Genomic DNA, 13,984 nt, shown 5'->3' with positions numbered 1-13,984 from the left:
GCGCGACTCAGTTGTCGTAATTGACCCGGTCGACCATCTTCACGGCGGCTTCGCGATGGGCCGCGATCGTGTTCAGGGCGAGATCGTCCGGGTGCAGTGTGCCCCAGCTGGCCACCACGTCTGACGGTGGCACTGCCGGATTGGCGGGATATTCGTAGTTGACGGTGGCGTAGATCGTCTGGGCTTCCGCTGTTGTCAGGTACTCCATCAGTTTGATGGCGTTGTCCCGGTTGGGGGCGCTGTGGGTCAAGGCCATGCCACTGATGTTGATGTGGGTTCCGCGACCCTCGGCATTGGGGAACACCAGGTTCACGGATTGGGCCGCGTCACGCTGGTTTTCGTCTTCCAGCATCTTGCCGTAGTAATAGCTGTTGCCGAGAGCGACGTCGCAAACGCCTTCGGCAATCGCCATGATCTGGTCGCGATCGCCACCCTGGGGGCGGCGTGCCAGATTGTCCTTCAGGCCCTGCAACCATTGTTCGGCCTTGGCTTCGCCGTGGTGGGCAATCATCGAGGCAAACAGGGCCACGTTATAAGGGTGCTTGCCGCTGCGGGTACAGACTCGCCCCTGCCATTTGGGATCCGCCAGTTCCTCGTACGTGGTGATTTCGCCGGGTTCGACACGGTCCTTGGCGGTGAAGATCAGGCGAGCCCGGCTGGTAAGGCCATACCATTTGCCCTCCGGGTGACGCAGGTGGGCGGGGATATCCTGTTCCAGGGTCGCCGTGGTAACGGCTTCGGTGAGGTCGCGCTCAACCAGTTCATTGAGGCGGGCGATATCCACGGTCATGACCAGGTCAGCGGGGCTGTTGCGACCCTCGCGCTGCAGGCGCTCGGCAAGGCCATTGCGGGCGAAGACCACATTGGCTTCGATGCCTGTCTTGCGAGTGAACGCGTCTAGCAAGGGCTCAAGCAGATAGGGCTGGCGGTAGGAATAGATGTTGACTTCCCCGGCAGCGGTTGCGGCGAGTGGCGTCAGCATTAGGTTCGCCAGCAGGGCGATGGTGGAAAAACGATGGCGCATGGCGTTCTCTGTGTCCTGGTTCGTTCGCCGGAGGAAAATCCGGAGTATTCGGAATGATAATCGGTATTAAACCTGAATTTTAGAATGGTTGCGAAAAAGAATTATTTCGGGGAGGAGAAAAACGGAAAACTGTCGAACCTGCATTCACTTGCACCCCACATTTAGTGCTATGCTTCATCATCAGAAAGGGAAGTCTGGCGTTGGGGCCCCTGAATCGCTCCTCTGCTCAGGCCGGCAGTATCATGACAACAGAGCAGTAACCGAGCCCAGCGATGTCCAGTGATCGACGCGCCTATTTAAGAACCGCATTGAACGCCAAAGTCCGCGTGACCCATCCCACTCTCGGTGAGCGCGTCTACAATACTCGGGACATTTCTGACGGCGGTGTTTTTGTCGTGTCCGAGGAAGGGGAGCGCCCGAATATCGGGGATCGCGTCCAGGTCCAGGTCCAGGGCCTGCCGGTGCCCGCGCCGATTCTGGATATGGAAGTGGTGCGCATGACGGTTGATGGTTTCGGGCTCCAGTTTGTGAACGAGTAACTGTTCCCCCCTGCCGCGATGTGGGACATTGCCGCATCGACGCTATCGTTCGTCATACCACGTTATCCGTTAACCAGGTCCGACATGATTCGACTCCCCGTCTGCGCGCTATTGTTGTCGGCGTTGTCCGGCTGCGCCTCTTATCAAAGTCATTACGGTGTTTTCAGTGCGTCCAATGCCAGCGGCGATGAGCGCCAGTTCCGTGTGACCTGGGAGACGGTGGACTATCCCGGTTGGTGGTTCGCGAACGATCAGGCATCGCCCATCCGCCTGGAAACCCAGTGCAGCACTCGCACCTGGATCCTGAGAGACGCCGCCCAGACGGGTGGGGAGCAGGCGTGCGGTGCAGGTATCAAGGCTTGTGGCTCGCCGGAAGACGATGTCCTGGCGCGATCCGGGCAGCCGGCTGAGCCGGCCTCCACTTGCCTGGAAGTGCGCAATGCCCAACGCATTGTCGACCTGGATCGGCAACTGGAGTTGGTGGTGTCCTGTCGTCCACGTCGGACGACCGTTGAGGTGAACGGTGAAACGGAAAACCGGGATTACCTGCGGGCCTCGGTGGTTCCTTACAGCATTCGCGTCCGGGAGGCGCCGCGCGACAGCCTTTCAGCCCGGCCGCCGGAGCTGGATGACCATGTTTGCGACGATTGATGCGCCCCTGATTTTGTGACGCGCGTCTCGCTCTGACTGTTATTCACATCTCGTTGCTACCTTTTGTTGCCGGCTGATAACGAACAGTAACCTTGTGTCGGTGAAAGGTTACTGTTCGGTACACAAATGTTATTGTCGCTCGCCGCGATCCCGTCAGAATGGAATCATCGACGTCGTTTTCAGGAGTAGAGGTCTGCCGTGGGTGTCCGCCAGAAGAAAGTAGCGGTGCATGATTTGTCGTTGGGCGCGTTCGTGTCTGACCTCGATCGTCCGTGGCACGAAACGCCTTTCCCCATCCAGGGGTTCTATATTCGCCGCCAGGAAGATATCCAGACCCTCACGTCCTACTGCAAGTGGGTGATGATCGACGTGGCCGAAGCGCGTGACACGTCCGAGTATGAGGCGTCCAACGCCCCGATCTTCGCCCGCCGCAACGCCAAGCGTACGAACCAGGAAGTCATCCAGCTGCCGCCGATCCAGGTGCGCAACCCGCAAGACTATCCCGTGTCGTCAACCCTGAAGCGCGAAGTCCGCCAGGGCAATCGGCTGCTGGTGGATGTGGACAAGGCGCTGAGCGACATTGAACGCCGAATTCGCGACGGTGAGGAGCCGGATTTCAACAGTGTGTATCGCGTCGCACGTGGCATGGCCGGCAGCGTCGTCCGGCATCCGGACGCGATGCTCTGGGTTGCCCGCTTGCGCCAGCATGACAACATGACATACCGGCACGCCCTGAATACCGCCATCTGGGCGCTGGTCTGTGGTCGCCACATGGGGCTGGAGCCGGCCGCGCTGGAAAACCTGGCGATGGGCACACTCCTGTGTCACGTCGGTAAGCTGGAATTATCCCCGTCGCTGCTGCGTAACGAAAACCGGCTCGACGCCGGGGATTTCGCCCTGTTCCGGACCTATGTGGAAAAGGGCGTCAACCGATTGCAGGCGGCCGGCATGTCGCGGGCGGTCATCAGCATCGTCCAATATCACCGCGAGCGCCATAACGGCTCGGGGTTCCCGGCGCGCATCCGGGGTGATCGCATCCCGCTGTTGGCCAAGATCGCCGGTCTGGTGGATTATTACGAATCCCTCGTGGAAACCCGGGAAGACCAGACGCCGATGACGCCGGCGCAGGCAGTCGCCCACCTGTATGAAATGCGCAACATTGAGTTCCAGGAGGATCTGGTGGAACGTTTCATTCAGTCCATCGGCATCTATCCGACCGGCACGCTGGTGGAGCTGAGCTCCGGTGAGCGTGGCGCGGTGGTTTCGCATACGCCGGGGCGTCGTCTTTGGCCGCGGGTGATGGTGATGACGGATCCGGAGCGTCGGCCGTTGAAAGCCGCCAGGATCGTGAACCTGGCGGAGGTCAATGAAGGGCGTCAGCCGGACAAGGTGGTTTCGGTCAACGGATGCCTGCCATTCGGCGCAGAGGGGCTGGACCCGCGCCACTTCGAAGTCACCGGCGCCGCATCGCGCTGGAGCCTGAAGCATTTGTTGGGCTGAGCCCCCTGCCGGCCCGTTCGGATCGGCAGGCGATCCACTACTGGATGATCACCCGCAGGGGCTTGCGTAGCCAGCGGTAATCGTCATCCGGTTTGAAGTTAACGATCAGCTCCCCGTCGTCCCCCGTCTCGCCATCAATGAAATATTCCACCGAATGGGTCTGGGCGCTGTAGCTGTGTACCACCAGGGCGTTGTCGTTGGTGCTGATGGCTTCGATCTTCGCCAGTGATACCTTCTGGCCCACCCGGCGTACAACCACCTCATGGATGGCGGTGTCCGATGCGGGCAGTTCCTGGGTCACCTGGCTGAGATAGTATTCGTTGGCGATGTCGGTGGTGATACTGTCCAGCTCGCTGGTGAGGTACTCGTCGATGTCGTCGGAATCGATGTCTTCGACATTGCGGATCGCATTGAGGATCCGGTTGCGCTTGCTCTCCAGTTCGTCGCTGTAAACCACATCCGGATCCCGCGCCGTGCCGTTTTCGGGGGGTTCCGGAGCCGCGTCGATTTCCGCCTGGGTGGGTGGATCTTCGCAGAGTTCGTCGTCTTCCGGGTAGAAGCAGATGGCTTTCAGCAATCGGTTGGCCGGCGTCAGATCCGCATCGTCAGTGGTTTCACCATCTTCGGTCACTTCATTAATGAACTGGCTTTCCGGCACGGTGAAGTCGATGGGTTTGTCCAGCGTGGGCAGGGCAGCGTTCAGTTGGCTAATGACCCGGTCGGTGAACACCAGTCGGTTGCTGTCGGACGTGGAGCCATCTTCGTCCAGTGCCAGCAGGAAGCGCGTGAGGTTGCGCAGGGTGGTGTTCTCGATGGCCTGCTGTTCAGCCGGCCGATGGCTGAGCAGACCCAGTTCGTCGACAGTGGCATTATCCAGCAAGGCTCGGGTATCCGACAGGAACTCCAGCGGCGTCACCACGTTATCGGCGGGAACACCCGACACCAGTTGCAGGTCGCCGACACTCAGGGTCAGGGTTTCACCGGCGTAGTATTGGAAATGGCCTTGAGCGTCGGTCTTTCCCGTCTGGCTCTGGGTCTGGTAGGACAGACCCTGCATGCCGCTGAGGGTGAGCTGTCCGGTGGCCGTGTCGTCGCCGCCGTCGCCGCCGCCACAGCCCTGTAACAGGAGCAGCGGGGTGAGCAGCAGAAAGGGCTTGAGGTTCATAGGCTCGTCTATCTTTCCATGGAAGACCGGTTGATACCGGGTTTCGTTGTTATGGGCCTGATTATAGGAGCGAGGGCGACGGGCATGTTGGACACCTGTCGCAGTTTGCCAAAGTCATGAAGCGGCGGGCGCCAACTGGCCCGATGCAACCGAAGGGGTTGAATTTCCAGGCCCCGCCACAATTTACACACGATCTCAACGCGCAACCCCTCATCAGAACAGACAGGCTGGGCACCCATGACGGATGCACTGAAGATTGAAAATCTCCGCAAAACCTACGACTCGGGCTTCGAGGCACTGAAAGGGATCGATCTGACGGTCAGGGAAGGTGATTTCTTCGCGCTGCTCGGACCCAACGGCGCAGGCAAGTCTACGACGCTGGGCATTGTGTGTTCGCTGGTCAACAAGACCTCCGGCAAGGTATCCGTGTTCGGCCATGATATCGATCGGGACCTGTCGGGTGCGAAGATGAACCTGGGCGTGGTGCCCCAGGAGATGAACTTCAACCAGTTTGAAAAGGTGATCGATATCGTCGTCACCCAGGCCGGCTACTACGGCATTCCGGCCAAGCGGGCCCGGGTGTCGGCGGAGTATTACCTGAAGGAGCTGGGGCTCTGGGACAAACGCAACGAGCCGGCCCGGATGCTGTCCGGGGGCATGAAGCGGCGGCTGATGATCGCCCGGGCCCTGGTGCACGAACCCAAGCTGCTGATCCTGGATGAACCCACCGCCGGGGTCGATATCGAGCTGCGCCGCTCCATGTGGATCTTCCTGCAGGAAATGAATCGGCGGGGCACGACGATCATCCTGACCACCCATTACCTGGAAGAGGCGGAAGCGCTTTGCCGCAACATCGCCATCATCGACCACGGCAGCATTCTGCAGAACACCAGCACGCGGGACCTGCTCAAGCAGTTGAGTGTGGAGACCTTCCTGCTGGATCTTTCGGAGCCGGTCAGTGAGGCACCCGAGCTGCCCGATTTCGACACGCGCCTGGTCAACGAAGGGCAGTTGGAAATCGATGTGCGTCAGGGGCAGAACCTGAACGCCGCGTTCAGCCAACTGGACGCCAAGGGTCTGCGCGTGGTGAGCATGCGTACCAAGGCCAATCGACTGGAGGAGCTGTTCCTCCGCATGGTTCAGGAGAACAGCCGGAAAGGAGACAAGGCATGAGTCCGGACGCCAAACTGACCGCGCTTTCGACGATCGTCGTCCGGGAAGTGCGCCGATTCACCCGGATCTGGCCGCAGACGCTGCTGCCGCCGGCGGTCACCATGACACTCTATTTCGTGATCTTCGGCAACCTGATCGGCTCCCGCATCGGGCAGATGGACGGGCACGACTACATGGCCTTCATCGTGCCGGGGCTGATCATGATGTCCGTCATCACCAGCTCCTACGCCAACGTGGTGTCGTCGTTCTTCAGCATGAAGTTCCAGCGCAGCATCGAGGAGCTGCTGGTTTCGCCGGTGCCGAATTACATCATCCTGGCTGGCTACGTCGCCGGCGGTATGGCCCGTGGGTTGGGCGTGGGCCTGATTGTGACGGTGTTGTCTCTGGGCTTTACGAACCTCAGTCTGCATCATCCGGCGGCCACAGTGCTTACGGTTGCGCTGACGTCGATGCTGTTCTCGCTGGGGGGCTTCATCAACGCGATGCTGGCCACCAAATTTGATGATATTTCCATCGTGCCGACGTTTGTGCTCACGCCGCTGACGTATCTCGGCGGCGTGTTCTACTCCATCCAGCTGCTGCCGGATTTCTGGCGGGCCGTGTCGATGGCCAACCCGATTCTGTATATGGTCAACGCCTTCCGGTACGGCATCCTGGGGATTTCGGACGTCAACGTGGGCGTCTCCCTGTCGATGATCGTGTTGTTCATCGTCATACTGGTCGTACTTTGTTTGCGAATGCTTGCGCGTGGTCGCGGCATCCGCCACTGATGGAAACCGAATATGGCTCTGCAGAACGCACCGCTGGGCAAATCCAGCGAATACCCCCAGCACTATGCACCGGAACTGCTGTTCCCGGTGCCCCGGCTGGATAACCGTCAGCGTATCGGTCTGGAAGACGGGCGCTGGCCGTGGTTCGGCGGGGATGTCTGGCAGGCCTGGGAGCTGTCCTGGTTGCGTCCCAATGGCGTTCCGGCTGTGGCCTGGGGTATTTTCCGGATTCCCGCGGCCTCGCCGTTCCTCATTGAATCCAAGTCATTCAAGCTGTACCTGAACTCCCTGAACCAGGCCACCTTCTCCGATCCGTCGCAGGTGATCGAGCTTGTCGAGCGGGATCTGTCCAGCGCCTCGGGTGCCGCCGTGACCTGCGAGCTCTATTCCGTGGACGAGACGGCTCACATTGCGCCACGACCGTCCGGCTACGAGCTGATCGATGATGAGCCGATTGAGGTGGCGGGCTACGAGCCCTGTCCCGGGAAGCTCGTTGCGGAAGGGGAGACCGTGACTGAATCCCTGTGCTCGCACCTGCTCAAGAGCAATTGCCCGGTCACCGGGCAGCCGGACTGGGGGACGCTGCTGATTCACTACACCGGGCCGAAAATCGATCGGGCGTCCTTGCTGCACTATGTGGTGGGGTTCCGGCAGAAGCAGGACTTCCACGAACACTGCGTGGAAACGGTGTTTACGGACCTGATGGCCTATTGCAAGCCGGAGTCACTGACGGTCAGTGCCCATTACACACGGCGTGGTGGTCTGGACATCAACCCCTGGCGCAGCACCGAGGCGAGCGCTCCGGCGATGGTGCGTCTGATCCGTCAATAACCGACGCACGAAGCCCTTGCTGGCGGAGACTATTCGTCGCCCTGGCGCAGGCGTTCTGCGGCATCTTCCAGAGCCTGCAGGATCGCTTCGCGTTCATTGCCGCGGACTTTCTCCGAATCCAGGTACATGGCAAAGCCGGCTTTCTCATGCTCGAGGAAGCTGCGCTCGGTACCCAGGTCGCGACGGAAGTCGATGACTTCATAGATGGGCACCGGTCGACCGAAGCCTTTCACCGTAATTTCGCCCTTGTCCCGGCACATGATCTTGTCCTTGATCAGCGAGAATGTCTCGTAGGAGACCAGGATCTCGCCGGGATCGGCCAGTGATTCCAGACGGCTGGCCAGGTTCACTTCCTTGCCGATGATGGTGTAGTCCATCCGGTTCTCGGCGCCGAAATTGCCCACCGTGGCATAACCGGCGCTGATCCCCATGCGGATTTCCAGCGGTGTCTTGATGCCCTGGCTGCGCCATTTCTGGCGCATGATCTTCATGTGCTTGCGCATGTCGATGGCCATGGAAACGCAGGCCAGCGCGTCTTCCCGAGGGCCACGACTGGTGGGGTCACCGAAGAAAATCATGATCGAATCGCCCACAAACTTGTCGATGGTGCCGCCGTACTTGAGGGCCACCTGGGACATTTCATTGAAATAGTGGTTGAGCAGTTCGGTCAGGGCCTCCGGTTCCATCTCCTCGGACAGCTCGGTAAAGCCCTTGATGTCGGAAAAGAAGATGGACAGCTTCTTGCGCTGGGTTTCCAGTCGCACGTCCCGCTCGCCGGTAAAGATGGACTGCCAGACCTGCGGTGACAGGTACTTGGACAGCTTGTGGGAGAGAGCGATCGACTGCTCGCGCTGATACTGGATCTGGGTCTTGGCAGACATCAGTGCCCGTGCCTGCTGGTGTGCATAGAATGCAGTGATACAGATGAACGCCGCTGTTGCCAGAATAGCCACGATGCTGAGCGACAGGGGCGCCTGCAGGGAGACGGCCATGCCATTCAGGGCCAGTCCGGCGAGCGCCGTCAGGGCAAACCAGAAAATGCCGAACAACCACTGGCGTAGGCCGCCGAGCAGCATGCAGCTGAACATCAGCATCATCATGATCGACAGGGATGGCGTGGCCACCAGACCGATGGTGCCGGCGAAGGCTCCGCCGAGGGCGCAATCCACCAATAGCATCTTGTGGCGGACGCGGCTGTAACGTCTGAGCAGGGTCTGGCGCGTCAGGAAATGGACAATATGCGGCCAGAGCAGGGCGCCGGGCACCAGCCAGATGAGCCAGTCCGAAAAGGTGTGGCTGAGCAAGCCAGTAAAAATAACAACGGCGGCGCCGACGTAAGCCAGCACCCGCCCGTTATAATCCGGCATCGGGGGAATAACGACCGGTTTGCTTTGTGCTTCGAGCAGCAGTGATTTGCCGCTGGCCAGGGGAGCATTCATCATCTAGAACCGAATCCGACCCGTCAGCATGTCCTTGAGCATGACCCAATCGCCCATCAGACTGTACAACGGGTATTTGAACGTGGCCGGTCGGTTTTTCTCGAACAGGAAGTGGCCCAGCCAGGCGAAACCGTAGCCCACCAGTGGAAGCAGCAGCAGGTAGAGCCACTGCGACGTGGTGGCGGCATACAGCAGAATCGCAAGCACCAGGACACTACCCAGATAGTGCAGGCGACGGCATGTCACGTCGCTGTGTTCTTCCAGGTAATACGGGTAGAACTCCGCAAAACTGTTAAAACGACTGTGTTCTGTCATCGCTTTCCGCCGGCTGCTTGTTGTTATAGTGTTCGGAGCCAGATTGGCCCCCGGACCTGCACTTCGGTCCGTTGTGGTCAGGGTGTCGTCGTGGGTCGCTCACGGCGACCTCTGCTTTGTAAAGTGTAATGTAAAGATTAGCAGTATTGCTGAAGTGCCACAATTACTCGTGGAACGTCGCCGATTTGACGCCATGTGAAGCATAAAATGGCCCATAAAGGTAACGCTCTCTTAACAGGGGGCGACCCACGGCCTGTCTCAATGGAACCGGGAATTTGCATGAACAAAACCATCGATTCGATTCTTGGGCGCAGTTCCGAGCCACGCCTGACGACGCCCGCGCCGGGCCCGGACGTCCTTGAGGACGTTTTCGCCTGTGCAGCGCGAGCCCCCGATCACGCACTGCTGCGTCCGTGGCGCTATCTGGTGGTCGAAGGCGAGGGGATGACGGCGCTGGGCGAGGTATTTGCCCGTATTGCCGATCCGGACGACCCGCTGATGCCGAACGCTGATAAGTTGCGTCAAATGCCATTACGCGCGCCCATGGTCATCGTTGGTATTACCCGGCACCAGTCGCATCCCAAGGTGCCTGAGGTAGAGGAGTCCATCTCGACCGGTTGTGGTATGGCCTACATGCTGCTGGCGTTGCAGGCACGAGGCTTTGCCGGCATGTGGCGGACTGGTGCCGTGGCCTATCATCCGGCCGTCCGCGAAGGACTGGGGCTGGAGGTGAACGAAACCATCACCGGGTTCCTCTACGTCGGCACTCCTGCCGCCGAAAAACCGGCAATGGAACGTCCCGAGCCGGCCCGTTTCGTGTCCCGTTGGCCCGGCTGACAGGTCACGCGTCTCACCTGTCCGGGCCAGGGGGAAAGCTCTTGCCGCTTTCCTCCTGAATCGTCTCCTCCCGATCATCCTGCCTCGTTGCCAGCCCAGTAATGACGGGCTCTTCTCCAAATTGGCACTGCTGTTGCTTTGACTCTTCCAAAATCGTTTTGCGGCAATGCCTTGGAGAAGCTCAATGGCAATCAGTTTCGACAATGCGCTGGGGATTCACGAAAAGGCACTGAACATGCGTGTCCAGCGTGCAGAGATCCTGGCCAACAATCTGGCCAACGCCGATACCCCGGGTTTCAAGGCCCGGGACATCGACTTCAAGTCGGCTTTGGGAGAGGCGCAAGGCCAATCCGGCGAACTGGCCATGGCCCGTACCGAGCCCGGCCATATCGATCCGGATGCGGCCATGAGCGACCGCGCATTGCTGATGTATCGCAACCCCTACCAGCCTTCGCTGGATGGCAATACCGTCGATGCACAGCAGGAACAGGCCCGTTTCATGCGTAATGCCATGGACTACCAGGCCAGCTTCCAGTTTCTCAACAGCAAGTTCGCCGGCCTGACCAAGGCCATCAAGGGCGAATAACGGGACCGCAGGGTAGAGGAGAGAGGTCGTGTCACTAGGAAACATTTTTGATATCGCCGGCTCCGGTATGACAGCCCAGTCCCTGCGGCTGAATACCACGGCATCCAACCTGGCCAACGCCGAGACGGCCAGCTCCAGCACCGACAGCGCCTACCGGGCCCGCAAGCCTGTCTTTGCGGCGATCCAGCAGGATGCCATGAATGCTGCCGACCCGTTCGGTCGCAGCTGGGGCCCGGAAAGCGGAGCCTCCGCCGGCGTGCAGGTGCAGGGGATCGTCGAGAGCGACGAGGAACTGCAGATGCGTTACGAGCCGAACAACCCCCAGGCCAACGAAGACGGTTACGTGTTCTACCCGAACGTCAACGTGGTCGAGGAAATGGCGGATATGATGTCGTCGTCGCGCAGCTTCGAGATGAACGTCGACGTCATGAACACCGCAAAATCCATGATGCAGCGCATCCTGACCCTCGGTCAGTAATGACTCAGTAAGGAGCAGAGTATGAGTACGGTCAATGGTACCTCCGCAGCCGACGTACTGAGTCAATACCGGGCGCAGGACAGCAGCAGTACCAAATCCACGAGCGACATGGGCAAGAACGAGTTCATGGAACTCATGATCGCCCAGCTCAACAACCAGAATCCGCTCAAGCCCCAGGAAAACGGTGATTTCCTGGCGCAGCTGGCTCAGTTCAGCTCGCTCGAAGAGATGCAGGGGATTTCCGACAGCGTCCAGGACGTCACGGGGCAATTCCGCTCTACCCAGGCGCTGCAGGCTTCGGCCATGGTGGGCCGCAGTGTGATGGTGCCCTCCCAGACGGCTGTCCTGGGCGCTTCCGGTGACGTCAACGGAGCGGTTGAAGTGCCGGCGTCGACGTCCAGCCTGCGGGTGGATGTTCTCAACAGCTCCGGCGAGCTGGTGCGGCAACTGGATCTGGGACCGGCAACCGCCGGCCAGTCGTCCTTCAGTTGGGACGGCAAGGACGGAGACGGCAATGATCTGCCGGAAGGCACTTACCTGCTCAAGGCCAACGCGAGCTATACCTCCGGTACCGAGCAGCTCAGCACCATGATCGGCGCCAATGTGGACAGCGTGTCGCTGGGCACCAGTGGCGATATTACTCTGAACCTGGCGGGCATGGGCTCTGTAGGCCTGTCCGACGTGCGGCAGATTAACTAACAGTATTTCAAGGGGTGAAGTATGGCGTTCAACACCGGTCTTAGCGGTCTGAGAGCCGCGTCCGTGGATCTGGATGTCACCGGCAACAACATTGCCAATGCCAGCACGGTCGGGTTCAAGGGCAGTGAGGTCCAGTTCGGCGACCTCTATGCCAGCGGCTTCCTGTCTGGCGCGACCAATGCGATTGGCGACGGGGTGAAAGTCCAGTCCGTAAACCAGACGTTCGGGCAAGGCAACATCAGCTTTACCGACAACGGACTGGATATGGCGATTGACGGGGATGGCTTCTTCATCCTCAACAATGATGGCGAGGTGCGTTACAGCCGGGCCGGACAGTTCACGATCAATAAAGACGGGTTTGTCGTAAACAACCAGGGCATGCGCGTACAGGGTTTCCAGGCGGACGACGACGGCAACCTGTCCGGCGTGCGCGGTGATCTGATGATCGACAGCGACAATCTCGCCCCGCGCCGGACCACGAATGTGGCGTCGCAGCTCAACCTGGATTCCCGGGAGAGTGTGCTGGCGTCCAGCGGCACCCGCATCCAGACTCGCGATTTTGCGCCCAACGAGTCCACTGGCGAGCAGAATTTCACCATCACCTACGCCGACGGCAGTACCAGCACGGTCAATGTCCCCGCGGGCAGCTCCGCGCGTGAAATTGCCAATGCCCTGAGCCAGGAAGAGGGCGTCAGCGCTTCCGGTCGAACCGAGGTGTTGCTGGACGGCTCCGGCATCCAGGCCGACGATGTGCTGACCCTCGAGGGCGTCGATTTCACCATTGCCGACACCGATTCCAGCGGCAACACCCTGACCACGGCCGAGCGTGTGCAGAAGCTGGCGGATGACATCAATGGGTCGTCCCTGAGCAGCATTAACGCGACGGTCACCTCGACCGGCGAGCTGCGCCTGATTTCCAGCCGCGGCGATACCCTGCGCCTGGCCTATCAGGACACCAACAGCGACGGCGGCGCCATGGCGTTCGATGACGGCACGGCCTTGTCGAACGACAGCACCAACCCGTCCACCCAGGTGGGCGAAGTCAGCATCACGCTGGATGGCGATACCCAACTGGCGTCGGCCGCCGTAGCGCCTTCGACCACCACGATCCTGGACGGCGTCACCCCGACGGCGTTTACCAGCAACACCTTTGATCCAACGGATCAGGGCACCTACAACCACGCGACGTCGAGCACCATCTACGACAGTCTGGGCAATCCGCACGTGATGACCCAGTACTTCGTCAAGGAACCGACCACCTCCGCCAGCCAGGGCAACGCCTGGACCATGTACGTCCAGGTCGACGGCGAGAATGTGGGCGATCCGCCCAATTCGTCCGGCGAGCCCACCATGGCCCAGTACGACCTGGTGTTCGATGAAGAAGGTAATTTACAGAGCATTGACGGCGATCCCGACGGCGAAGTGCTGATTTCCAACTGGACGCCCGTGGATGGGAACGGTCAGCCCAACGGCGCGGACGGTCCGCGTCTGGTGAGCAGCGGTGGTACCACGCCGATCCCGGATCCCCCCGTGAGCTCCAACTTTGTGATCGATCTGGGTGATACGACGCAGTTCGGCAGCGAGTTCGCCGTCAACGACCAGAGCCAAAACGGCTACACCACAGGTCGGCTGTCGGGGCTCGATGTCTCGGATGCGGGGGTGATCTTTGCCCGCTACTCCAATGGCCAATCCCAGTCGCTGGGCCAGGTGTCGCTGGCGACCTTCAAGAATGCGGAAGGCCTGTCGCCGGTCGGAGACACCACCTGGGTGGAAACGTTCGAATCCGGGCAACCGATTATCGGATCGCCCGGTAGCGGCACGCTGGGGTCGATTGCCGCCAGTTCCGTCGAGGAGTCCAACGTGGACCTGTCGGAAGAATTGGTGAACCTGATCATTGCCCAGCGCAACTATCAGGCGAACGCCAAGACCATTGAAACCTCCGATGCGGTCACCCAGACCATCATCAACCTGCGTTAA

Annotated in this window: 15 protein-coding genes; 11 read left to right on the top strand and 4 right to left on the bottom strand. The window is 60.2% G+C overall.

The genetic code is table 11. The features are described 5' to 3' along the window. Positions 1-7 precede the first annotated feature (7 nt). Positions 8-1,024, bottom strand: a complete 1,017-nt coding sequence (locus EB809_RS03720) for a Fe(3+) ABC transporter substrate-binding protein (RefSeq protein ID WP_123633463.1) — start codon at positions 1,022-1,024, stop codon at positions 8-10. 272 nt (positions 1,025-1,296) lie between these two features. Between EB809_RS03720 and EB809_RS03715 the strand changes: the two genes are divergently transcribed. The 3 genes from EB809_RS03715 (at position 1,297) to EB809_RS03705 (ending at position 3,714) form a co-directional block, all read left to right on the top strand. Next, on the top strand, positions 1,297-1,563 hold the full coding sequence (locus tag EB809_RS03715; RefSeq protein WP_123633462.1) for a PilZ domain-containing protein: 267 nt from the start codon (positions 1,297-1,299) through the stop codon (positions 1,561-1,563). A gap of 84 nt (positions 1,564-1,647) precedes the next feature. Continuing rightward, positions 1,648-2,214, top strand: coding sequence for a hypothetical protein (locus EB809_RS03710; protein ID WP_123633461.1), 567 nt, complete (start codon positions 1,648-1,650; stop codon positions 2,212-2,214). A gap of 198 nt (positions 2,215-2,412) precedes the next feature. Continuing rightward, positions 2,413-3,714, top strand: a complete 1,302-nt coding sequence (locus EB809_RS03705; protein ID WP_123633460.1) for an HD-GYP domain-containing protein — start codon at positions 2,413-2,415, stop codon at positions 3,712-3,714. Positions 3,715-3,751: 37 nt separating this feature from the next. On the opposite strand, the gene EB809_RS03700 is transcribed toward EB809_RS03705, so the two are convergent. Continuing rightward, positions 3,752-4,879, bottom strand: coding sequence for an organic solvent ABC transporter permease (locus tag EB809_RS03700; protein WP_223807801.1), 1,128 nt, complete (start codon positions 4,877-4,879; stop codon positions 3,752-3,754). 237 nt (positions 4,880-5,116) lie between these two features. On the opposite strand from EB809_RS03700, the gene EB809_RS03695 reads away from it, so the two are divergent. Genes EB809_RS03695 through queF form a run of 3 tightly spaced genes read left to right on the top strand, consistent with a single transcriptional unit; the run spans position 5,117 to position 7,653 of the window. Continuing rightward, positions 5,117-6,052: an ABC transporter ATP-binding protein gene (locus tag EB809_RS03695; RefSeq protein ID WP_123633459.1), complete on the top strand. Its 936-nt coding sequence runs from the start codon at positions 5,117-5,119 to the stop codon at positions 6,050-6,052. Continuing rightward, positions 6,049-6,822, top strand: a complete 774-nt coding sequence (locus EB809_RS03690; RefSeq protein WP_123633458.1) for an ABC transporter permease — start codon at positions 6,049-6,051, stop codon at positions 6,820-6,822. Before EB809_RS03695 ends, EB809_RS03690 begins: the two co-directional genes overlap by 4 nt. 12 nt (positions 6,823-6,834) lie before the next feature. Next, entirely contained in the window at positions 6,835-7,653 is an 819-nt protein-coding gene (queF, locus tag EB809_RS03685; RefSeq protein WP_123633457.1) for an NADPH-dependent 7-cyano-7-deazaguanine reductase QueF, read from the top strand. A gap of 29 nt (positions 7,654-7,682) precedes the next feature. Here the strand turns inward: queF and EB809_RS03680 are convergent, their stop codons facing one another. Continuing rightward, positions 7,683-9,092: an adenylate/guanylate cyclase domain-containing protein gene (locus tag EB809_RS03680; RefSeq protein ID WP_123633557.1), complete on the bottom strand. Its 1,410-nt coding sequence runs from the start codon at positions 9,090-9,092 to the stop codon at positions 7,683-7,685. A gap of 3 nt (positions 9,093-9,095) precedes the next feature. Continuing rightward, positions 9,096-9,407 carry an Mpo1-like protein gene (locus EB809_RS03675; protein WP_123633456.1) on the bottom strand — a complete coding sequence of 104 codons (312 nt, stop codon included), beginning with the start codon at positions 9,405-9,407 and terminating at the stop codon, positions 9,096-9,098. A 279-nt stretch (positions 9,408-9,686) separates the two neighbouring features. On the opposite strand from EB809_RS03675, the gene EB809_RS03670 reads away from it, so the two are divergent. The 5 genes from EB809_RS03670 (at position 9,687) to EB809_RS03650 (ending at position 13,984) form a co-directional block, all read left to right on the top strand. Further along, entirely contained in the window at positions 9,687-10,244 is a 558-nt protein-coding gene (locus tag EB809_RS03670; protein ID WP_123633455.1) for a nitroreductase family protein, read from the top strand. Between the two features lie 166 nt (positions 10,245-10,410). Next, complete coding sequence (gene flgB / locus EB809_RS03665; protein ID WP_411711041.1) at positions 10,411-10,830, top strand: flagellar basal body rod protein FlgB; 420 nt, start codon at positions 10,411-10,413, stop codon at positions 10,828-10,830. A 28-nt stretch (positions 10,831-10,858) separates the two neighbouring features. Continuing rightward, positions 10,859-11,308: a flagellar basal body rod protein FlgC gene (gene flgC / locus EB809_RS03660; RefSeq protein ID WP_123633453.1), complete on the top strand. Its 450-nt coding sequence runs from the start codon at positions 10,859-10,861 to the stop codon at positions 11,306-11,308. A 21-nt stretch (positions 11,309-11,329) separates the two neighbouring features. Continuing rightward, positions 11,330-12,007, top strand: coding sequence for a flagellar hook assembly protein FlgD (locus EB809_RS03655; RefSeq protein WP_123633452.1), 678 nt, complete (start codon positions 11,330-11,332; stop codon positions 12,005-12,007). 21 nt (positions 12,008-12,028) lie between these two features. After that, a complete protein-coding gene (locus tag EB809_RS03650) occupies positions 12,029-13,984 on the top strand; it encodes a flagellar hook protein FlgE (RefSeq protein ID WP_123633451.1) in 1,956 nt (651 codons plus the stop codon).

This window comes from Marinobacter sp. R17, assembly GCF_003789045.1.
Taxonomy (GTDB): Bacteria; Pseudomonadota; Gammaproteobacteria; order Pseudomonadales; family Oleiphilaceae; genus Marinobacter_A; species Marinobacter_A mangrovi.
The sequence above is the reverse complement of the archived record's forward strand: the minus strand, read 5'-3'. Positions and strand labels throughout refer to the sequence as shown.

Bases quoted from the DNA above. Each gene is read 5' to 3' on its own strand.
- EB809_RS03680 (WP_123633557.1), bottom strand. From the start codon at position 9,092: ATGAATGCTCCCCTGGCCAGCGGCAAATCACTGCTGCTCGAAGCACAA.
- EB809_RS03715 (WP_123633462.1), top strand. From the start codon at position 1,297: ATGTCCAGTGATCGACGCGCCTATTTAAGAACCGCATTGAACGCCAAA.
- EB809_RS03695 (WP_123633459.1), top strand. From the start codon at position 5,117: ATGACGGATGCACTGAAGATTGAAAATCTCCGCAAAACCTACGACTCG.
- EB809_RS03670 (WP_123633455.1), top strand. From the start codon at position 9,687: ATGAACAAAACCATCGATTCGATTCTTGGGCGCAGTTCCGAGCCACGC.
- EB809_RS03700 (WP_223807801.1), bottom strand. From the start codon at position 4,879: ATGAACCTCAAGCCCTTTCTGCTGCTCACCCCGCTGCTCCTGTTACAG.
- EB809_RS03650 (WP_123633451.1), top strand. From the start codon at position 12,029: ATGGCGTTCAACACCGGTCTTAGCGGTCTGAGAGCCGCGTCCGTGGAT.
- EB809_RS03655 (WP_123633452.1), top strand. From the start codon at position 11,330: ATGAGTACGGTCAATGGTACCTCCGCAGCCGACGTACTGAGTCAATAC.
- EB809_RS03675 (WP_123633456.1), bottom strand. From the start codon at position 9,407: ATGACAGAACACAGTCGTTTTAACAGTTTTGCGGAGTTCTACCCGTAT.
- flgB (WP_411711041.1), top strand. From the start codon at position 10,411: ATGCCTTGGAGAAGCTCAATGGCAATCAGTTTCGACAATGCGCTGGGG.
- EB809_RS03710 (WP_123633461.1), top strand. From the start codon at position 1,648: ATGATTCGACTCCCCGTCTGCGCGCTATTGTTGTCGGCGTTGTCCGGC.
- EB809_RS03690 (WP_123633458.1), top strand. From the start codon at position 6,049: ATGAGTCCGGACGCCAAACTGACCGCGCTTTCGACGATCGTCGTCCGG.
- EB809_RS03720 (WP_123633463.1), bottom strand. From the start codon at position 1,024: ATGCGCCATCGTTTTTCCACCATCGCCCTGCTGGCGAACCTAATGCTG.
- queF (WP_123633457.1), top strand. From the start codon at position 6,835: ATGGCTCTGCAGAACGCACCGCTGGGCAAATCCAGCGAATACCCCCAG.